This is a genomic window from Paraburkholderia sp. CNPSo 3274, assembly GCF_024206475.1.
In the GTDB taxonomy this organism is placed as follows: Bacteria; Pseudomonadota; Gammaproteobacteria; order Burkholderiales; family Burkholderiaceae; genus Paraburkholderia.
Map to the genome: position 1 here is coordinate 20,681 of NZ_JAMBPR010000050.1, position 19,336 is coordinate 40,016.

Genomic DNA, 19,336 nt, shown 5'->3' on the forward strand with positions numbered 1-19,336 from the left:
TCCAGATAGCGTGCGGGAGCACAAGGTATCGCACGAAAAGGCCCCGCGAAAATGCTGGCGCCACGGCCCGAATGTCCCGCCGAATGTGGCCTGCAAGACGGAAACCCTGCTTGCGGCATGAGTACTATCACCGTCGGCAACGCATAGGGATTTAGGCTACACTGGCGTCGGCAATTGGCTGGGCCACGTGGTTTGCGTGCGAGTGGCGTGTGATTCGGACGTATGACTCGGGTTCGGTCTGGCCGCTCAGGCGGCCCCGGATGAATTTTCAGTTTTGGTGTATCGTGGCGAGCAATTTACTCAGCCTCGAATCGAGAGAGGTATTCATACAATGAGCGAACAAATCAAGCATATCAGCGACGCATCGTTCGAACAGGACGTCGTGAAATCCGACAAGCCCGTGCTGCTGGACTTCTGGGCGGAGTGGTGTGGTCCGTGCAAGATGATCGCGCCGATTCTCGATGAAGTCGCGAAGGATTATGGCGATCGTCTTCAGGTCGCGAAGATCAACGTCGACGAGCACCAGTCGACGCCGGTGAAGTTCGGCGTGCGCGGCATCCCCACGCTGATTCTCTTCAAGAACGGCGCCGTGGCGGCGCAGAAGGTCGGTGCACTCTCGAAGTCGCAGCTCACCGCGTTCCTGGACAGCCACCTGTAACTTCCTCGCTGGCCGCCCCTCCCCGCCCGGGCGTATCGCCCGGCCAGCAAGGGGATGAGCCAGGCAATGGTGTGTGTTGTCATGCGACAACACGCACCATAAAAACACGCCGAAACTTGCTGTCGGTCTTCACCGACGGCTTCTGGCGTGTGGTATGCTAGAATTCATAAAGCGTCTACCGGCGCCCTTATAAAGCTTCAAGCAAAGTTTCAAGCAAAAGTCCTTGAGCGGTTCCGCTCGCTTCTTTCCCCCCATCCTTTTCGTCGCACTCCTCCCCGACGGGTTCTCCGTATGCATCTTTCCGAGCTCAAGTCTCTGCACGTGTCCGAATTGATCGAGATGGCCAATGGCCTCGAGATCGAAAATGCGAACCGCCTGCGCAAGCAGGAACTCATGTTCGCGATTCTCAAAAAGCGCGCCAAGACGGGCGAAACGATCTTCGGTGACGGCACGCTCGAAGTACTCCCCGACGGCTTCGGCTTCCTGCGCTCGCCGGAAACCTCGTATCTCGCCAGCACGGACGATATCTATATCAGCCCGTCGCAGATCCGCCGCTTCAACCTGCACACCGGCGACACGATCGAAGGTGAAGTGCGCACGCCGAAGGACGGCGAACGCTATTTCGCGCTTGTGAAGGTGGACAAGGTAAACGGCCAGCCGCCCGAGGCCTCGAAGCACAAGATCATGTTCGAGAACCTCACGCCGCTGCACCCGAACAAGGTGCTGCTGCTCGAGCGCGAAATGCGCGGTGAGGAGAACGTGACGGGCCGCATCATCGACATGATTGCACCCATCGGCAAGGGTCAGCGCGGCCTGCTGGTCGCTTCGCCCAAGTCCGGCAAGACCGTGATGCTCCAGCACATCGCGCACGCCATCAAGCAGAACCACCCCGACGTGGTCCTGTTTGTGCTGCTGATCGACGAGCGCCCTGAAGAAGTCACCGAAATGCAGCGCTCGGTGGCGGGCGAAGTGATCGCCTCGACCTTCGACGAACCGGCTGCGCGTCACGTGCAGGTCGCCGAAATGGTGATCGAGAAGGCCAAGCGACTCGTCGAAATGAAGCACGACGTCGTGATTCTGCTCGACTCGATCACGCGTCTCGCGCGCGCCTACAACACCGTTGTGCCCGCATCGGGCAAGGTGCTCACGGGCGGTGTGGACGCCAACGCGCTCCAGCGTCCGAAGCGCTTCTTCGGCGCGGCACGTAACATCGAAGAAGGCGGCTCGCTCACCATCATCGGCACGGCGCTGATCGAAACCGGCAGCCGCATGGACGACGTGATCTACGAAGAGTTCAAGGGCACCGGCAACATGGAAGTGCACCTCGAGCGCCGTCTCGCGGAAAAGCGCGTCTACCCGTCGATCAACCTGAACAAGTCGGGCACGCGCCGCGAAGAGCTGCTGATCAAGCCGGACATCCTTCAAAAGATCTGGGTGCTGCGCAAGTTCATCCACGACATGGACGAAGTCGAGGCCATGGAATTCCTGCTCGACAAGATTCGCCAGACGAAGAACAACTCCGAGTTCTTCGACATGATGCGCCGCGGCGGCTAAGGCCCTCGCCCGCTAGATTCACCACAAAACGCCCGCGTATTCGCGGGCGTTTTTCTTTTCCGGCAGCGGATCGTTGCGCGCGACAACCTGTACGTGAACGTTCACGTTGGACTATAATGCGCGGCATGTCTTGATCGCCCCGCGGCGAAAAAAGAGTTCCCCATGTCCAAGGATTCCCCCGCGCTGCTCACGGTGCGCGACGCCGCCGAGCGCCTGAATGTCACGCCGCGCACGCTCAAGTATTACGAAGAGCGTGGGCTCGTCAGCCCCTCGCGCAGCGAAGGTCGCTACCGGCTCTACGACGAGCACGACCTCGAGCAGTTTTCGCGCATCCTGCGGCTGCGCGCGCTCGGCTTTTCGCTGCACGGCATTACCGAAATGCTCAAGCGGCCGCTCGAACAGGTTAGCGAGGGCCGCCGGCGCTATTCGCAGGCGTCGCTCCAGCAGATCGCCGACGCGCTCGCGCAGCAGATCGAAACGCTGGACACGCGCATCGCGGCCGTGCGGCGCGAGTTGAAGGAAGCGCAGACGGTGCGCGCGGAGCTTGCCGACGACCTCGACTACCTGCAGCGGCGCCTCGCGGGAGAGCCGTCCGATCAGCTGATCGAGCAGCGGCTCGCCGCCACGCGGCGCCGCAAGGCGGCCACGGGCGCTACGGGCAGCAGACCGGCAGAGCCTTCGGGCAACGCACGCGAGCACGACGAATCGGCATGAACACGGCCCAGCCCCGCGAGCCGATCTTCAGCGCGGCGCGCCTGCGCGGCGACTTTTTCCCGTGGGTGCTCGCCCTCGCGACCGGTCTCGACTACTACGACAACGCGATCTTCTCGTTCTTCACGAGCCATATCGCGGGGGGCATCAACGCTTCCCCCGACGAGCTCGTCTGGTCGTCGAGCGCCTACGCCGTGTGCGCCGTTCTGGGCATCCTGCAGCAGCAATGGTGGGTGGAGCGCATGGGCTACCGCCGCTACGTGGGTAGCTGCCTGCTGCTCTATTCCGTCGGCGCGATCGCGGCGGCACTGTGCGAATCGTCGATCGAGCTCGCCTTCGCGCGCGGCTTTCAGGGCTACTTCATCGGCCCGATGATGGGCACCTGCCGTATCCTCATCCAGATCAGCTTCACGCCGCAGCAGCGTCCGGTCGCGACGCGCGCGTTCCTCATTCTCATCGTGCTCTCCAGCGCGCTCGCGCCGCTCGTGGGCGGCCAACTCGTCTCGCATTTCGACTGGCGCGCCCTGTTCGCGTTTTCCGCGCCCGCCGGCGTGCTCTATGCCGTGCTAGCCGTGCTCGCGCTGCCCGATACGGGCCACTTGCTGCCCGAGGAACGGGGTGAAGCGCACTTCTGGCCGTACATCATCTTCGCGTTTGCGCAGGGCGCGCTGCAAATCGCCATGCAGCAGGTGCGCTTCGAACTCTTCAGCGCGTCGCCGGAAATCATTCTGCTCACGCTCGTCGGGATCACGGCGCTCGCCTGGTTCGGCTGGCACCAATGGCATCATCCCAAGCCACTCATGCGCCTGCACGCGCTGCGCGAAAAGCCGTTCCAGGTGGGCCTGCTGCTCTACATGGCCTATTACTACCTGAGCACGGCGCTCAGCTATCTGGTCTCGCGGCTGCTCGAAGGCGGTTTCAACTACCCCGTCGAAAACGCCGGCCGCCTCACCGGCGTGACGTCGCTCATCTCGGCCGGCGCGCTCTTTTTCTATTTCCGTTACGCAAAGCTCATTACGCACAAGAAGTGGATCATCGTGCCCGGCTTCGTGCTCTCGGCGTTCATCTCGTTCTGGATGACGCGGCTCACGCCGCAAGCAAGCGAAGCCTGGCTCATCCCGCCGCTACTGCTGCGTGGCCTGCTGCTGCTCTTCATCGTGCTCCCCGTCGCCAATCTCACGTTCCGCATCTTCGCGATCGAAGAATTCACGCACGGTTACCGCTTGAAAAACATCGTCCGGCAGTTGACGATATCGTTCGCAACGGCCACGGTTATCATCGTCGAGCAGCACCGGCTCGCGCTGCACCAGACGCGGCTCGCCGAGTTCGTGAATCCGTTCAACCCGGCGTTCCAGAGCACCTACGCAGCGCTGACGCATTCGTTCGAGCTCATGGGCCGGTCCGCGGGCGAAGCGCACGGACTTGCCCTCGCCCAGGTGAGCAGCATGGTCGCGCAGCAGGCGAGCTTTCTGAGTTCGCTCGACGGTTTTTACTTCCTGATCGGCGTGGCGGTGTGCGGCGGGATCTTCGCCGCGTGGCAAAAGCAGATCGACTGAACGACATCCGACGCACGGGAAAACACACCCAGCGATGCTTTCGAAACTCTCTCACTGGTTCGACGCGCGCCGCCGCGAAAAGGCGCTGCGCACCTACGCGATCGCCGACGCGCTCTGGCACGCCACGCTCGCGGGCTTGCCTTTTCTCAAGCACCTCGATGCCGACGACCTCGTGCGCCTGCGCGAGTTGACGAGCCTTTTCATCGCGCAAAAGGAGTTCTCCACGGCGCACGATCTCGAGCTGACCGACCCGATGTCCGTGGCGATCGCCGCGCAGGCGTCGCTGCCGGTGCTCAATCTCTCACTCGACCTCTACAAGGGCTGGGTGGGCGTGGTCGTCTATCCGGGCGAATTCGTGATCCGCAAAACCGTGGAGGACGAGGACGGCGTGGTCCACGAGGTGGAACACGACGCGAGCGGCGAGGCCTGGGAAGGCGGTCCCGTGATCCTCTCGTGGGAAGACGCGCAGATGACCGATGGCAGCGACGCGTACAACGTCGTGATCCACGAATTCGCGCACAAGATCGATATGCTCAACGGCGAGGCCGACGGCCATCCGCCCCTTTTTCGGCGCTGGCATGCCCCGCTCGACGCGCAGGCGTGGGCCGACGTGTTCGACAACGCCTACGACCAGTTCTGCGACAAGGTGGACGCCGTGCCGGAGCGCCGCTGGGCGCGTTTCGAGCGCGATTCGCTGATCGATCCCTATGCCGCCGACCACCCCTCGGAGTTCTTCGCGGTGTGCAGCGAGGCCCTTTTCGTCAAGCCGAAGGCGTTCGAGGCTGAATATCCCGAGCTTTACCGGCTGCTCGCGCGCTATTACCGTCAGGACCCGGCGCGCGTGGGCGCACTGGCCGGCGAGCCGGCCTGAAATCCTGCCACGCGGGGCCTCCAAAAATTCGCCAACCGGCTGATTATCTGGCATAATCGCCGTTTTTCGACCCTTGGGTAAGTGGCTCGCGCAAGCAAAGTCGGCAACATGGTGTTGCAGGCACGCGGGTTGGCTACCGTCAGATTTAAGGAATAACCATGAAAGAAGGCATTCACCCGAATTACCGCGAAGTCCTGTTCATCGACGTTTCGAACGACTTCCGCTTCGTGACCCGCTCGACCATCCAGACGCGCGAAACCGCCGAATTCAACGGCAAGACCTACCCGCTCGCCAAGATCGAAGTGTCGTCGGAATCGCATCCGTTCTACACGGGCACGCAAAAGATCATGGACACGGCAGGCCGTGTCGAGAAGTTCAACAAGAAGTTCGGCGCACGCGCCTCGGGCAAGGCCGGCAAGTAAGCACCTCGCCGCACCGGCTTCTGGCCGGTCCCGCATTGAACGTGCATAAAAAGGGCAGCATACGCTGCCCTTTTTTGTTGCCTGCGCCACCGTTGCGCCGTCCCGGCGTCCAGGCGTCCAGGCGGGTGCGACTTACTGCCCCTTGTCAGTTGTTTCCGTGGATTAACCCGCGACTGACGCCGTGACGCGCGGTCGCCGGCCCGGCTAGAATGCCGGATTGCTCCGCGGCGCGCGGCCAGGTGTACCGTCTGCCGCGCATGCCCGCTTGCCCCCGCGTGTGAGCCACCCGCTCGAGCACGCCCGGTTTATCCGTCTCCCTTCGTACTGCATGAAGCCAGCCATTCGACTGACCGCCTCCGCCACCAGCGCCCTGCCGCGCTGGCTGTTGCTGACCATCTGTATCGTCTTCGCGGCGTTCGGCCTCTTTGGCCGCGACCCGTGGAAGAACGAGGATGCGGCGGGCTTCGGCGTGATGTGGACGATGGCGGGTGGCACCTCGCACGACTGGCTGCTGCCCAATCTCGTCGGCAAGTACGTGACCGAAAACGGTCCGCTCGGCTACTGGCTGGGCGCCGCCTGCATCCGGCTCTTCGCGCCCTGGGTGGACGCCAGCAACGCCTCGCGCATCGCCACGGGCGTGCTGTTCTGTCTCGCGTGCGCGTTCGTCTGGTACAGCGCGTATCTGCTCGGCCGCCGCCCCGAAGTGCAGCCGTTCAAGTACGCGTTCGGCGGCGAGCCCGAGCCGCGCGACTACGGCCGCACCCTCGGCGACGGCGCCCTGCTCATTCTGCTGGGCTGCTTCGGTCTCGCCGAGCGCGGCCACGAAACTACGCCGCAGCTCATGCAGTTCGTGGGCATCGCCATGCTTCTGTACGGCGTCGTGCGCGCCATCGACAAGCCGGTCCAGGGCGCCCTCTGGTGGGGCCTCGCGCTCGGCATCGTGATGCTCTCGAGCGGCCCGGTGCTCGTGGGTGCGCTCCTCATCGGCACGCTCGCCATGCTCGCCGTCGCCCCCGAAACGCGCTCGCGCTGGCTGCTCGTGGCGGGCCTGCCCGTGGCGCTCGTGGTCTCGGCCTCATGGCCGCTGCTGGCGCTGCACCTGTATCCCGACGACGCGGTCTGGTTCCTCAACCAGTGGGCGCACACGAACGCCAACGCCTTCGCCGGCCCGCCTGGCTACGTGCTGCGCTACGCCGCCAAGAACCTCCCGCTCTTCACCTGGCCCGCGTGGCCACTTGCGCTCTGGGCCTTCGTGAGCTGGGCCGGACTGCGCCGCAAGCCGCACATCGCGATTCCGCTGTCGGTGATCGTGCCGCTCCTGATCCTCGTGATCGTGCAGAGCCACGAATCGAACCGGCTCTTTATGCTCGTGCTGCCAGCGCTTGCGGTGCTCGCGACATTCGCGCTGCCCACGCTCAAGCGCGGCGCGATCAACGCGATCGACTGGTTCGCGGTGCTGAGTTTCACGATTCTCAGCACCTTCGTGTGGCTCGTGTGGCTCGCGGGCATGACCGGTTTCCCGGCGCCACTCGCGCGCAACCTCGCGCGCCTCGCGCCCGGCTTCGTGCCGCAGTTCAAGATTCTCTCGTTCGTGTGCGCGGTGGCCGTCACCATGTGCTGGATGGTGCTCGTGCGGTGGCGCGTGGCGCGCCATCCGAAGGTGCTGTGGCGCAGCGTCGTGCTCTCGAGCGGCGGCACCACGCTCATGTGGGTGCTGCTCATGACGCTGTGGTTGCCGGTCGTCAACTACAGCCGGACCTACAAGGATGTGGCCGAGCAGATCGCCGCGCACCTGCCTGCCGACTATCAGTGCATCTCGCCCGTACGCCTCGGCGACGCGCAGATCGCCACCTTCGCGTACTTCGGCGAGATGCACTTCTCGTTCAACGAAGACTGCGACGTGATCCTGCGCCAGGACACGCAAGACTACGGCGAGCCGAGTTCGATGCCGGACTACGTGTGGAAGCTCGTGTGGGAAGGCCGCCGCGCCGCCGACCGCGACGAGCGCTTCCGCCTGTACGTGCGCATCGACCGTCCGACGCCGCCGCTCAAGAAGCATGTCTGGCGCAAGCGTCCAGACTGAGGCCACGGTGACGGCGACTTTCGCCGGCGACGTCCGGCGCATCGCCGCGCTTGCGTGGCCGGTGCTGATCGGACAGCTCGCGATCATCGCGTTCGGCGTGATCGACACCGCGATGGTCGGCCGCTACTCGGCGCTCGATCTCGCAGCGCTCGGCCTGGGTTCGTCGATCTACGTCTCGGTCTATATCGCCCTCACGGGCATTCTCAGCGCGCTGCAGCCCGTTGCGGCGCAGCTCTATGGCGCGCGCAAGGACACGGAAATCGGCCTCGAAGTGCGCCAGGCGTTCTGGCTCGCGCTCGTGCTGATGGTGATCGGCTTCACGATCCTCTACTTTCCCGGCCCGCTGCTCGACCTCGCGCGCGCGCCCGAGGCGCTGCGCGAACGCACTGTCGGCTATCTGCGGCTGCTCTCGTTCGGGCTGCCCGCGGCGCTGGCCTTTCGCATCTACAGCTCGCTCGCCAATGCCGTGGGGCGGCCGCGCCTCGTGATGTTCCTGCAAGTCGGCGCACTCCTGCTCAAGGTGCCGCTCAACACGTGGCTCATCTTCGGCGGCCTCGGCGCGCCGGCACTCGGCGGCCCGGGCTGCGCACTCGCGAGCACGTCGATCAACTGGGCACTCGCCTTCTGTGCGGCCGTCGCGTTCACGCGCGCGGACGTGTTCGAGCCGTTCGAAATCTTCAAGCACTTCTGCTGGCCCGAGTGGAAACGCCAGGCCGAACTGCTCAAGCTCGGTATTCCGATGGGGCTTTCGTACCTCATCGAAGTGACGTCGTACACGTTCATGGCGATCTTCATCGCACGCATGGGCACGACCACGCTCGCCGGACATCAGATCGCCGGAAACATCGGTGCCGTGCTCTACATGACGCCGCTTTCGATCGGCGTAGCGACCTCGACGCTCGTCGCCCAGGCGCTGGGCGGCAATCGCCCGGCCGAAGCGCGCACGCTCGCGCGGCACGGCGTGGCGGCGGCCGTGGCGATTGCCTGCTGCTACGGCGCGATCGTGTACGTGCTGCGGCCGCTCATCATCGGCGGGTATACGCCGGATCCCGCCGTGGCGGTCGCGGCGATGCCGCTCGTCGCCATCGTCACGTGCTATCACGTGTTCGACGCCCTGCAGATCACCACGGCCTTTGCATTGCGCGCCTACAAGGTCGCGGTCGTACCGACCATCATCTATGCGCTCGCGCTCTGGGGCGTGGGGCTTGGCGGCGGCTACGCGCTCGGCTTCGACGTGACCGGCACGATGCCCGCCTGGGCGACGGGCGCGCGCGGGTTTTGGCTCGCCAACATGGCAAGCCTCATGATTGCCGGTGCTGGACTCCTGTTTTATCTCTCGCTTGTGAGTACGCGGTTTGCGCGACAGCACGCCTAGCCTGTTGGCGTCGGAGGCGCCGGGCGGTTAGTTGCAACCGCGGATCACCCCGCATCGGTCTGCCGCGCCGCCTCCACTGTCTGCGCCGCGTGATACGACGAACGCACCAGCGGCCCAGCCACGACCTCGCTAAATCCCATTTTCAGCCCCGCCGTGCGCAACGCGGCGAACGCGTCGGGATGCACGTAGCGCTTCACCGGTAGATGAAACCGCGAAGGCGCGAGATATTGCCCGATCGTCAGCACTTCTACGCGATGCTCGCGCAAGTCGCGCATCGTCGCGAGCAACTCCTCATCGGTTTCGCCCAGCCCCACCATCAGCCCCGACTTCGTGACGAGCGCACCGTTCGCCGCTTTCGCGCGCGCAAGCAGGTCGAGCGAGCCTAGATAGTCCGCGCCCGGCCGCGCCGCACGATACAGCGAGGGCACGGTCTCGATGTTGTGATTGAACACGTCGGGCCACGCGAGCGAAAGCGCTTCTAGCGCCCGCCCGATACGGCCGCGAAAGTCGGGCGTCAGCACCTCGACGCCGATCCCCAGCACGCGCTCGCGCACCTGCGCAATGCAACGCGCGAAGTGCGTCGCGCCGCCGTCCCGCAAATCGTCGCGATCGACCGATGTGATGACGACGTGACGCAAGCCCAGCGCCGCCACCGCTGCCGCGAGGTGCGCGGGCTCGTCCTCGTCGAGCGGCGCGGGCCGCCCGTGAGCGACATCGCAGAATGGACAGCGCCGCGTGCAAAGGCCGCCCATGATCATGAAGGTTGCGGTGCGCTGCGCAAAGCATTCGCCGATGTTCGGGCACATCGCTTCTTCGCACACCGAATGAAGCCGATGCTCGCGCAATACGGCCGCCACGCCCGCTACGGTCTCACTCATCAGCGGGCGCGCGCGCAGCCAGCCAGGCTTCGGCAAGACCGCGTCGGCGCCGGTAGGCGGCACGATCTTCACCGGAATCCGCGCAAGCTTCTCGCGGCTGCGCAGACCCTCCTGACCCAGCGCCGTACTCGACGAACGGGACGTTCGAGACGTGGCGGTCTCCATGCTCAGGCTCCTTCGTCGAAAAAGGCTTTGAGCAGGCGATTGACGTCCTGCGCCGCCTCCATCTGCACCATGTGCCCCTTGCCCGCAATGACCTCCACGCGCACCTGCGACGGCAACCCCTGCGCATGGCGCGCCGGAATGATCTGGTCGGCGTCGCCCCAGATCACGAGCGCGCGCGGTGCGAGCGATGCCACACGATCGCGGAATACGCGCCGCTGCGCGCCGCCTTCGAACGCCTGCCCTGCAATCTTGCCGAGCGCGGCCTGCACGCCTTCGAGCCGCTTGTACTTCACGAGGTCCTCGACAAGCTGACGCGTGACCAGCGCGGGATCGGCGAACAGCTTCGTCACGTGCGGCTTGAGCGCATTGCGATTGCCCGCCGCGACGAAGCCCTCGATATACGCACCATCGATCTCGCTGCCAAGCCCCGCACTCGAAATCAGCGCAAGGGACGCCACGCGCCCGGGCGCCTGCTCGGCCACCGCCATAGCCACCGCACCGCCCAGCGAGTGCCCGACGAGATGCGCGCGGTCGATCTTCTGCGCGTCGAGGAACGCGATCACGCTTTGAGCAAGCTCGTCGAGGCTCCCGCTCTCGAGCGCCTTGCCCGACTCGCCGTGACCCGGCAGATCGAGCGCCCAGACGGTGCGCTCCACCGCGAGATCGGTGTGGTTGAAGAGCCAGTTGTTGAGATCGCCGCCAAAGCCGTGGATCAGCACGACAGGCACGCCCTCGCCTTCGCCCTGCTTCAGGTAGCGCACGGTCCTGCCGCCAATCTGCGACTTTTCCGGCTGCGGTCCCGCGTCGGCGTCGCCCGCCTGCGCAGGCACGAAGTCGCGCTGAAATTCAACCACCGCGGCATCGATATCCGCGTCGGCCGCTTCGGCATCGGCGACCACGCCCAGGAGCGCGCCCACGGGCAGCGTGTCGCCCTCTTGTGCGATCTGCCGCCGCAACACGCCCTCGAACGCGCACTCGACGCCCGACGCGATCTTGTCGGACTCCACGTCGAGCAATTCATCGCCCTTGGTGACCTTGTCGCCGAGCGACTTGAGCCAGCCGTTCACCTGGCCCTGCTCCATCGACAGGCCCCATTTGGGCATCGTGATCATGTGAATCGGCATGACTTCAGCTCCTTGCTGCGCGCGCGGCTTCGGCGATCTTCTCCGCCGAAGGGATGTAGAGGTCTTCGAGGGATGCCGCGAACGGCACCGGCGTATGCGGCGCGGTGACCATGCCGACCGGGGCCTGCAGTTCCTTGAACGCCTTCTGGCCAACGAGTGCGGCAATGTCGGTCGCGATCGAGCAGCGCGGATTGGCTTCGTCCACGACTACGACCCGGCCCGTGCGGCGCGCGCTTTCGAGGATCGTTTCCTCGTCGAGCGGCGAGGTCGTGCGCAGGTCGATCACATCCGCCTCGATGCCGTCTTTCGCGAGCTTCTGCGCGGCATCGAGCGCGTAGTGCACCATGCGTCCATATGTGACGATCGTGACGTCGTCGCCATCACGCACGATGTTGGCCTCGCCGAACGGAATCGAATAGGATTCCTCCGGAACGTCACCTTCCATTGTGTAGAGCAATTTGTGCTCGCAGAAGATCACGGGGTCATTGTCGCGAATCGCCTCGATCATGAGGCCCTTGGCGTCATAGGGCGTGGCCGGGCACACGACCTTCAGCCCCGGAATATGTGTGAAGAGCGAGGTGAGCATCTGCGAGTGCTGCGCAGCGGCACGCAACCCCGCGCCATACATGGTGCGAATCACAACCGGGGTGACCGCCTTTCCGCCGAACATGTAGCGGAACTTCGCCGCCTGGTTGAAGATCTGATCGAAGCAAACGCCCATGAAGTCGATGAACATCAACTCCGCTACCGGCCGCATGCCGCACGCCGCCGCGCCCACTGCTGTACCGATGAAGCCGCCTTCCGAGAGCGGCGTGTCGAGCACGCGCCCGGGAAATTTGCCGTAAAGGCCCTTCGTCACGCCGAGCACACCGCCCCACGCATCCTGCTCGCCAGGCGCGCCCGCGCCGCCCGCGTTGTCCTCGCCCATGACGATCACGCTTTCGTCGCGGCCCATCTCCTGGGCAAGCGCTTCGTTGATGGCCTGCGAATAGGTGATTTTCCGTGCCATTTCCGTCTCCTTGATCTGGGATCCTGATGACCTGAGTGCGCAGCGCTCAGGGATACGACACGTACACGTCGGTGAGCAACGCCTCGGCAGCCGGCACCGGTGCGGCCTTGGCCTGCGCGACGGCATCGTCGATCAGTTGCTTCACTTCGGCGTCCACCTTGCGCAGATCGTCGCTGCTCGTGAGTTCGGCGCGCACCACGCGCTCCTCGAAGCGCTTGAGACAATCCTTTTCTTCGCGCAGCTTCTGCACTTCGCCAGGGGCGCGGTAGGTTTGCGCGTCGCCTTCGAAGTGGCCGAAATAGCGCGAGAGTTTCATCTCCACGAGCGTCGGGCCTCCGCCGCTGCGTGCGCGTGCAATGGCCTCGCCCAGCGCCTCATGCACGGCGAAAAAGTCGAAGCCATCGACGATCACGCCCGGCATGCCGAAGCCGTTCGCGCGGTCGGCGATGTTGTCGGCCGCGACCGACCACGTGGACGACGTCGCCTCGGCATAACCGTTGTTCTCCGCGACGAAGATCACCGGCAAGCGCCAGACGGAGGCGAGATTCATCGACTCGAAGATCACCCCCTGGTTCGACGCACCGTCACCAAAGAAGCACACGCCCACGCCGCCCGTCTTCTTCTGTTTGGCGGCGAGCGCGGCCCCGCACGTAAGCGGGCCACCCGCGCCCACGATGCCGTTAGCGCCCAGCATACCTTTCGACAGGTCGGCGATATGCATCGAGCCGCCCTTGCCACGGCACGAACCCGTGGCCCGGCCATAGATCTCGGCCATCATCTCGTGCACGTCCACGCCCTTGGCGATGCAGTGGCCGTGGCCGCGGTGCGTGGTGGCGACGTAGTCGGCATCGCTCAGATGGCTCATCGTGCCGACCGCGGAGGCCTCCTCGCCCGCGTACAGGTGCACGAAACCCGGAATCTCGCCGGTCGCGAACTCGACGTGCAGCCGTTCCTCGAACTCGCGGATCGTGCGCATCGAGCGATACGCGGTGAGCAACTGCTCCTTGTTCAACTGAACTGACATGGTTGTCTCCTGGGTGTAAGACGCGGTACCGCTCTCGATTAGCCTGCTGCGGGAAATGCCCTGCTCCTAATGAAAAGTGAAACCGCCGTCGACGTTCACCGACTGGCCCGTGACGTTGTCCATCGTCGCGAAGAACAGGGCGAGCCGCCCCATGTCTTCAGGCGTTTGCGCGCGGCCCTGCGGGATCAGCGTGAGTTGATGGCGCTGCCAGGACTCTTCGACGCTCTCGCCTTCTGTTTTCCATTCGTCGGATAGCCGGTCCCACATATAAGTGCGCACGATGCCAGGGCAAATCGCATTCACGGTGATGCCTTCGCGCGCGACTTCCTTGGCGAGCGCGTTGGTGAAGCCGACCACCGCGAATTTTGAGGCGCTGTAGTGCGCGAGATTCGGGAACCCTTCCTTGCCCGCGATCGAAGCGACGTTGATGATTCGCCCGCGCTTTTGCGTCCGGAAATGCGGCAATGCAGCCTTGCAGCCGAGGAACACGCCTTTCGCGTTGACGCCCATTACGAAGTCCCAGTCCCGCTCCGTTAATTCGGAGACCGGATTAATGGAAATCACGCCGGCGCAGTTCACGAGAATATCGAGGCCACCGAATTCCGAGAGCGCCTGCGATACCATCCCTTCGAGCTGGACGGCCTGGGTGACGTCGACCTTGGCAAAGGAGGCGCGTCTGCCTAACGCCCGTATCTCTTCCGTAGTCGCTGCAAGGGGTTCTTCGAGCAGATCCGCGAGCAGCACGTCCGCGCCCGCTTGCGCGAGGGTGAGCGCAATACCGCGGCCGATGCCGCGCGCGCCGCCGGTCACGATCGCGACCTGGCCTTTCAAGGGTGTGTCCATGCCGATGTCTCCTTCTTTCGGTTACGCGTGGAGGAAGCAAGCCAAATCGCTACGCGCGCGCGGCGGCCTCGCGCAACAACTGATGCGACGCCGCGTAACGCAGCGTACGCGCGACATCGACGGTCAGCGGACCGTGCCAGTCGAGCGTCACTTCATAACGGTCGCCCCGCGCGGGTTCGATCTCACGCTCGCCGTCGAACGCGAGCGTGCCGTGGCCCGCTTCGAGCGGCAGCGCCACGCCGACTTCGAGGCGCTGGCAGGTGCGCATCGTCAGACGCTCGACCCGGCCCGGCGCAATCGGCGCGAGCAACGGCACGCCCGCGCCGCCGTGCTCGGGCGCGCCCGCCTGAGTGAACGTCATATGCAGGCCGTGTGCCGCATCGCGCCCGACCGGCGCCCATGCCCCGCCAATCGACGAGAGACCGATACCGTCGGGCGGTGCAAAGGTCAGAAAAAGTGATTCGATATCCGAACTCTCCGAAATCGCACGCGCACCGATGAACGGCTGACGCGCCAGGCAAATGTCGACGAGCGCGATTTCTTCGCGCCCGCGCGAGGGCCCTTCCACGCAGCGCGCGACGAGCCGCTTGTTGCGCGAGAGCGCCGACTCGGCGGGCACCGCGCCGGTCGCGACGAGCGCGCCTGCGAGGCCCGCGACGGTGGCTTCGCGCAATTCGGGAAAGGCGTTATTGGTACCGGTGGAAAGCGCGAGCAGCGGCGTCGCGCCGCAATGCGCCGCAACGGCGCGATGGGTGCCGTCGCCGCCCAGCACCGCGATCAGCGCGACCTCCTCACGCACCATGTGATCGACGCCGGCATACGTATCGGCAACGCTTTCGCTCACGGGCAGATCGACGAACACGACCTCGGGCCAGGGCTCGTGCGCGGCGATGGCCGCGTGCGTCTCGATGGCGCGCAGAAGCAGCGCGGCCACGCCGGTGTTGTCGCGCAACGTGAGCACGCGCGCCACGCCCAGCGCGCCCAGGCCCGCGAGCAGGCGCACAACCATATTCGCCTTCTCGGCCGTGGGAAAGACGGATGCATGCGAAGTGAGACGGCGGATGTCGCGGCCCGATGCGGGGTTCGCGATCACGCCTACGGTCACGGGTGTCGTCACGGATCTTGTCTCCTCATGGCGTCGCACCGTGAATTGCCGTGCGCCGCTTTTGCCAGCAGACTCTGCAAGCGTCATGCCAATGACGTGGATGACGCGATCGATCAGCACGGAAGGCCGCGCGGCGGGCTTCCGCGGCAATTGCGCGGCGTGTCGCCTGCCGCGCTGGCGTCGCGCGCGGCGTCTCAGCCGCCGTCTCGCGTGGGCAACGCGCCGATCGCACCGCCAGCCGCCCGCGCGATGGAAAACGCGCAAGGCCCCGCGTGGCCTGCCTGAGCCGCCACCGAGCGCTCCTGTCCACCGCACCGGAACACGGCACACGACAGGCTGAGACGATCGTCTCAGCCGTCTCGCATGCTGCGCTGCGGTGTGATCGCGCGCAAAGGATGTGCTACAAAAGACTCCCGCCGAACGCTTTCCGGTCCGACGTAACCCGACGTTACCCCGACGCTCACCGCAAGCCACCGTCTGGAACCGCTCATGCCCTACGCCCTTGCGTCTACCCGGCACGCCGAGCGCGTGCGTGGCGCCGTAGAAGGCCGGCTGCCCGCGCCGTCCGATTCGCCGCGCCTCGTCTCGTCGTGGCAGCGCTCGTTCGAGCGCTATCAGCTGGACCCCGGCTCCGTAATCGGCCCGCGCGTGCTGAGCGCCGCCGAACTGCGCGAGATCCGCGACCGCGAGGAGTCCTTTCTGCGTGCCTCGGGCCAATGCCTCACGCGACTGCACGACATGGTGCGCGAAGCCGATTACTGCGTGATGCTGACCGACGCGCACGGCGTGACTATCGACTACCGCCTCGACCGCGAGCGCCGCAACGACTTCAAGCACGCGGGGCTCTATATCGGCTCGTGCTGGTCCGAGAGCGAGGAAGGCACCTGCGGCATCGCGAACGTGCTCACCGATCTTGCGCCCATCACGGTGCACAAGACCGACCATTTCCGCGCCGCGTTCACGACGCTCACGTGCAGCGCCGCGCCGATCTTCGCGCCGGGCGGCGAGCTGATTGGCGTACTCGATGCGTCGGCCGTGCAGTCGCCCGACAATCGCGAGAGCCAGCGCATCGTCAACCAGCTCGTGCGCCAGAGCGCCACGCTCATCGAAGACGGCTATTTCCTGCATCGCCTCGCGTCGTGCTGGATACTCTTCGGTCACCAGAATCGCAATTACGTGGAAGCGCAGCCCGAGCTGCTGATCGCCTTCGACGAGAACGGCAACGTGGTCGCCGCGAACCGGCGCGCGCGCGAATGCATGCCGTGCCTGGACGGCCCGCGTCATATCGACGAGATCTTCGATTCGTCGCACGTGCAGTTGCGTGACATCGGGCGCATCGAGACCATCGCGGCACTGCGCCTGCGCGCGAACGGCTCGATGTTGTATGCGCGCATTCGCGCGCCGCTCGGGGCCAGCGCTTACGGCGGACACAGCGCACGTAGCGGCCACAGCGGCGGCGCCAGCACGGCGCATGGCGCCATGCCGCTGCGGCGCGACGCCACCGACGCGCACGAATACGATCGCAGCGCGCTCGGCCCCTTCCTGCGCAGCGCCGACGCGCGCGTGGCCGAGAACGCGCGCATCGCGCAGCGCGTGGCGGGCAAGCGCCTGCCGATCCTGCTGCTCGGCGAAACCGGCGCCGGCAAGGAAGTGTTCGCTCGCGCCATTCACGACGCCAGCGCGCGACGCAATCGCCCATTCATCGCGGTGAATTGCGGGGCGCTGCCCGAGTCGCTGATCGAGAGCGAACTGTTCGGCTATGCGCCGGGCGCATTCACGGGCGCGCGCCGCCACGGCGCGCGCGGCAAGCTCGCAATGGCCGACGGCGGCACGCTCTTTCTCGACGAGATCGGCGACATGCCGCTCGCGCTGCAGACCCGCCTTTTGCGCGTGCTGGCCGAGGGCGAAGTCCTGCCGCTTGGGAGCGAGACGCCGGTGCGCGTCGACATCGACGTGGTCTGCGCAACGCACCGGGACCTCGCGCAAATGGCCAGCGCGGGAGCATTCCGCGACGATCTCTACTATCGCTTGAGCGGTGCGGTACTCACGTTGCCGCCGCTGCGCGAGCGGCGCGACATCGCGATGCTCATCGACATGGTATTCGCGGAAGAAGCGCAAGCCGCAGGCCGCCCGCTCGCGCTCGACGCCACGCTCGCGCAGCGGCTCGCGGCGTTTGCGTGGCCCGGCAACCTGCGGCAGCTGCGCAATGCGATGCGCTACGCATGCGCCGTATGCGACACCGTGCGGGTCGAAGCGCGGCACCTGAGCGCCGACCTCGCGGCGAGCCTGCCGCAACTCGCACCGCCTGCCGCGTCCGGCTCCCCAGCCGGCATCCCGCCAACGTCGCCACTCTGCGACGAAGATGAGCGCGCACGCATCGTCGCCGCGCTCACGGCGCACCGCTGGCGTCCGAACGCCGCCGCGCAGGCGCTAGGCGTCTCGCGCGCGACGCTCTACCGGCGCATTGCAAAGCTCGGCATCGTCGGGCCGCATGGCGCTTGAGCCGGATTGCGCCGACAGCCGCGCGTTTCGCGTCGCCAAATTGCACAGAAGTATTAAATATCGTGCGGCGCGATTTACTTGCCACACATCGACCGGTATAAATCGAGCGCTCGCGATCCACGGATACGCCATCTGGCCTATTCTTGTACCGCAGCCCCCGTTGCTGGATGCGTCGTCCGTTCCCGGCTCACTGAAATGCCCTCAATGGAGTGATTGCCATGCTCAAGAAGCTGCTGATGCTGTTCCTCGCAATCGGCCTCTCGCTGTCTGCCGTGCTCGCCGCAGCCGTGGAAGTGAACACCGCCGACGAAACCGCGCTCGAATCGGTCAAGGGCATCGGCCCCGTCCACGCCAAGGCGATCATCGACGAACGCACGAAGAACGGCCCGTTCAAGGACGCCGACGACCTCGTGAGCCGCGTCAAGGGCATTGGTCCGAAGTCGGTGCAGAACCTCGAGGCGGCGGGGCTCACGGTCAACGGCTCCTCCGCACCGCCAGCGGGCAAGACGGCTAGCGCGAAGAGCGGCAAGAGCGCCGCTGCAACGAGCGCCGCACCCGCTGCTACCACGGCCAATCCGATGACGGCGCAGACGCCGGCGGCCGCGACCACTGCGCAAGCCGCCTCGGACACGGCTGCGGGCAAGTCGAAGCACAAGAGCAAGAAGGACAAGGCAGCCGCGGCTGCAAGCGCGCCCGCGGCGGGCTCCGCTGCGGCTGCGCCGGCCACGGCATCCGATACGAAGGCGAAAAAGCCCAAGAAGTCGAAGAAGGACAAGGCCGCTTCCGCCGCGGCCGCTTCCGGCGCCTGATTGCCGCCATCGTCCGGCGCGCGCAAGCCGTGCGTCGGACCTCGAAAACGCGGCGCCGCCTCCACGTGCGCCGTCCGACTTACCGGCCGCGTCCCCCGTCGCGGCCATCACTCAGAGAGATCGTCATGAGTCTGCTAGATACCCTCGGTTCCCTGCTCGGTTCGCAGTCGCAACAGCAAGGCGGCGGCCAGGCCCAGCTCCTCGCCACGGCGATGGAATTCGTCAACAACCAGCCCGGCGGGCTGAATGGCCTCATCGAGAAGTTCCAGCAAGGCGGCCTCGGCGACGTCGTGCAGTCGTGGGTCGGCAACGGCGAGAACCAGCCTGTTTCGGCGGAGCAACTGCACAACGTGCTCGGCTCGGACGTCGTCTCGGGTCTCGCGCAGAAGGTCGGCATGCAGCCCGACCAGGTGAGCGGCCTGCTGGCCCAGGTGCTGCCGCACGTGGTCAACGCGGGCACGCCGAACGGCGAAGTGCCGCAAGGCGGCCAGATCAACACCGAGAGCGTGCTCGGCACGCTGGGCGGGCTTGCCTCGCTGTTTGGCGGCGGCAACAAGCAGGCGTAAGCGCTTCTTTGCGGGAATGAAAAAAGGGCAGCGGATCACTCCGCTGCCCTTTTCGTTTCGGCTAAGCGCGCCTCGCGGCAC

18 protein-coding genes are annotated in these 19,336 nt (G+C 65.6%); 12 read left to right on the forward strand and 6 right to left on the reverse strand.

Annotated features, from left to right (window positions below; all coding sequences use genetic code 11):
* Window positions 1-331 precede the first annotated feature (331 nt).
* The 8 genes from trxA to M3I54_RS29020 all read left to right on the forward strand — a co-directional run bounded on the left by trxA (window position 332) and on the right by M3I54_RS29020 (window position 9,230).
* A complete protein-coding gene (gene trxA, locus M3I54_RS28985; RefSeq protein ID WP_027818380.1) occupies window positions 332-658 on the forward strand; it encodes a thioredoxin TrxA in 327 nt (108 codons plus the stop codon).
* A 291-nt stretch (window positions 659-949) separates the two neighbouring features.
* Complete coding sequence (gene rho / locus M3I54_RS28990) at window positions 950-2,212, forward strand: transcription termination factor Rho (protein ID WP_027818379.1); 1,263 nt, start codon at window positions 950-952, stop codon at window positions 2,210-2,212.
* A 162-nt stretch (window positions 2,213-2,374) separates the two neighbouring features.
* Window positions 2,375-2,926, forward strand: coding sequence for a MerR family transcriptional regulator (locus M3I54_RS28995; protein WP_254342097.1), 552 nt, complete (start codon window positions 2,375-2,377; stop codon window positions 2,924-2,926).
* Window positions 2,923-4,479 carry an MFS transporter gene (locus M3I54_RS29000; protein ID WP_254342098.1) on the forward strand — a complete coding sequence of 519 codons (1,557 nt, stop codon included), beginning with the start codon at window positions 2,923-2,925 and terminating at the stop codon, window positions 4,477-4,479. Before M3I54_RS28995 ends, M3I54_RS29000 begins: the two co-directional genes overlap by 4 nt.
* A 34-nt stretch (window positions 4,480-4,513) precedes the next feature.
* Window positions 4,514-5,350: a M90 family metallopeptidase gene (locus M3I54_RS29005; RefSeq protein WP_254342099.1), complete on the forward strand. Its 837-nt coding sequence runs from the start codon at window positions 4,514-4,516 to the stop codon at window positions 5,348-5,350.
* Window positions 5,351-5,508: 158 nt separating this feature from the next.
* Complete coding sequence (locus M3I54_RS29010; RefSeq protein ID WP_028204933.1) at window positions 5,509-5,772, forward strand: type B 50S ribosomal protein L31; 264 nt, start codon at window positions 5,509-5,511, stop codon at window positions 5,770-5,772.
* Window positions 5,773-6,100: 328 nt separating this feature from the next.
* Window positions 6,101-7,855, forward strand: a complete 1,755-nt coding sequence (locus M3I54_RS29015; protein ID WP_254342100.1) for a glycosyltransferase family 39 protein — start codon at window positions 6,101-6,103, stop codon at window positions 7,853-7,855.
* A 7-nt stretch (window positions 7,856-7,862) separates the two neighbouring features.
* On the forward strand, window positions 7,863-9,230 hold the full coding sequence (locus tag M3I54_RS29020) for an MATE family efflux transporter (RefSeq protein ID WP_254342101.1): 1,368 nt from the start codon (window positions 7,863-7,865) through the stop codon (window positions 9,228-9,230).
* Between the two features lie 44 nt (window positions 9,231-9,274).
* On the opposite strand, the gene lipA is transcribed toward M3I54_RS29020, so the two are convergent.
* From lipA to M3I54_RS29050, 6 genes are all read right to left on the reverse strand, one after another.
* The gene (gene lipA, locus M3I54_RS29025; protein WP_254342102.1) at window positions 9,275-10,273 is read right to left on the reverse strand and encodes a lipoyl synthase; all 999 of its coding nucleotides are present in this window, start codon (window positions 10,271-10,273) and stop codon (window positions 9,275-9,277) included.
* A gap of 2 nt (window positions 10,274-10,275) precedes the next feature.
* The gene (locus M3I54_RS29030) at window positions 10,276-11,397 is read right to left on the reverse strand and encodes an acetoin dehydrogenase dihydrolipoyllysine-residue acetyltransferase subunit (RefSeq protein ID WP_254342103.1); all 1,122 of its coding nucleotides are present in this window, start codon (window positions 11,395-11,397) and stop codon (window positions 10,276-10,278) included.
* Between the two features lie 4 nt (window positions 11,398-11,401).
* Complete coding sequence (locus M3I54_RS29035; RefSeq protein ID WP_254342104.1) at window positions 11,402-12,406, reverse strand: alpha-ketoacid dehydrogenase subunit beta; 1,005 nt, start codon at window positions 12,404-12,406, stop codon at window positions 11,402-11,404.
* 46 nt (window positions 12,407-12,452) lie between these two features.
* Entirely contained in the window at window positions 12,453-13,430 is a 978-nt protein-coding gene (locus M3I54_RS29040) for a thiamine pyrophosphate-dependent dehydrogenase E1 component subunit alpha (RefSeq protein ID WP_254342105.1), read from the reverse strand.
* Window positions 13,431-13,496: 66 nt separating this feature from the next.
* Window positions 13,497-14,273: an SDR family NAD(P)-dependent oxidoreductase gene (locus tag M3I54_RS29045; RefSeq protein WP_254342106.1), complete on the reverse strand. Its 777-nt coding sequence runs from the start codon at window positions 14,271-14,273 to the stop codon at window positions 13,497-13,499.
* A 49-nt stretch (window positions 14,274-14,322) separates the two neighbouring features.
* Entirely contained in the window at window positions 14,323-15,390 is a 1,068-nt protein-coding gene (locus tag M3I54_RS29050) for an NAD(+)/NADH kinase (RefSeq protein WP_254342107.1), read from the reverse strand.
* A 15-nt stretch (window positions 15,391-15,405) separates the two neighbouring features.
* Here M3I54_RS29050 and M3I54_RS29055 point away from each other — a divergent pair, with 15 nt between their 5' ends.
* The 4 genes from M3I54_RS29055 to M3I54_RS29070 all read left to right on the forward strand — a co-directional run bounded on the left by M3I54_RS29055 (window position 15,406) and on the right by M3I54_RS29070 (window position 19,255).
* A complete protein-coding gene (locus M3I54_RS29055; RefSeq protein WP_254342108.1) occupies window positions 15,406-15,663 on the forward strand; it encodes a hypothetical protein in 258 nt (85 codons plus the stop codon).
* 204 nt (window positions 15,664-15,867) lie between these two features.
* Complete coding sequence (locus tag M3I54_RS29060) at window positions 15,868-17,880, forward strand: sigma-54-dependent Fis family transcriptional regulator (protein ID WP_254342109.1); 2,013 nt, start codon at window positions 15,868-15,870, stop codon at window positions 17,878-17,880.
* Between the two features lie 218 nt (window positions 17,881-18,098).
* Complete coding sequence (locus tag M3I54_RS29065; protein WP_254342110.1) at window positions 18,099-18,689, forward strand: helix-hairpin-helix domain-containing protein; 591 nt, start codon at window positions 18,099-18,101, stop codon at window positions 18,687-18,689.
* A 65-nt stretch (window positions 18,690-18,754) separates the two neighbouring features.
* Window positions 18,755-19,255 (forward strand): YidB family protein, encoded by a 501-nt coding sequence (locus tag M3I54_RS29070; RefSeq protein ID WP_375542229.1) that lies wholly within the window; start codon window positions 18,755-18,757, stop codon window positions 19,253-19,255.
* Window positions 19,256-19,336 lie beyond the last annotated feature (81 nt).

Bases quoted from the DNA above. Each gene is read 5' to 3' on its own strand.
- M3I54_RS29060 (WP_254342109.1), top strand. From the start codon at position 15,868: ATGCCCTACGCCCTTGCGTCTACCCGGCACGCCGAGCGCGTGCGTGGC.
- M3I54_RS29055 (WP_254342108.1), top strand. From the start codon at position 15,406: ATGGCGTCGCACCGTGAATTGCCGTGCGCCGCTTTTGCCAGCAGACTC.
- M3I54_RS29005 (WP_254342099.1), top strand. From the start codon at position 4,514: ATGCTTTCGAAACTCTCTCACTGGTTCGACGCGCGCCGCCGCGAAAAG.
- M3I54_RS29045 (WP_254342106.1), bottom strand. From the start codon at position 14,273: ATGGACACACCCTTGAAAGGCCAGGTCGCGATCGTGACCGGCGGCGCG.
- trxA (WP_027818380.1), top strand. From the start codon at position 332: ATGAGCGAACAAATCAAGCATATCAGCGACGCATCGTTCGAACAGGAC.
- lipA (WP_254342102.1), bottom strand. From the start codon at position 10,273: ATGGAGACCGCCACGTCTCGAACGTCCCGTTCGTCGAGTACGGCGCTG.
- M3I54_RS29015 (WP_254342100.1), top strand. From the start codon at position 6,101: ATGAAGCCAGCCATTCGACTGACCGCCTCCGCCACCAGCGCCCTGCCG.
- M3I54_RS29030 (WP_254342103.1), bottom strand. From the start codon at position 11,397: ATGCCGATTCACATGATCACGATGCCCAAATGGGGCCTGTCGATGGAG.
- M3I54_RS29040 (WP_254342105.1), bottom strand. From the start codon at position 13,430: ATGTCAGTTCAGTTGAACAAGGAGCAGTTGCTCACCGCGTATCGCTCG.
- M3I54_RS29035 (WP_254342104.1), bottom strand. From the start codon at position 12,406: ATGGCACGGAAAATCACCTATTCGCAGGCCATCAACGAAGCGCTTGCC.
- M3I54_RS29010 (WP_028204933.1), top strand. From the start codon at position 5,509: ATGAAAGAAGGCATTCACCCGAATTACCGCGAAGTCCTGTTCATCGAC.
- rho (WP_027818379.1), top strand. From the start codon at position 950: ATGCATCTTTCCGAGCTCAAGTCTCTGCACGTGTCCGAATTGATCGAG.
- M3I54_RS28995 (WP_254342097.1), top strand. From the start codon at position 2,375: ATGTCCAAGGATTCCCCCGCGCTGCTCACGGTGCGCGACGCCGCCGAG.
- M3I54_RS29065 (WP_254342110.1), top strand. From the start codon at position 18,099: ATGCTCAAGAAGCTGCTGATGCTGTTCCTCGCAATCGGCCTCTCGCTG.
- M3I54_RS29000 (WP_254342098.1), top strand. From the start codon at position 2,923: ATGAACACGGCCCAGCCCCGCGAGCCGATCTTCAGCGCGGCGCGCCTG.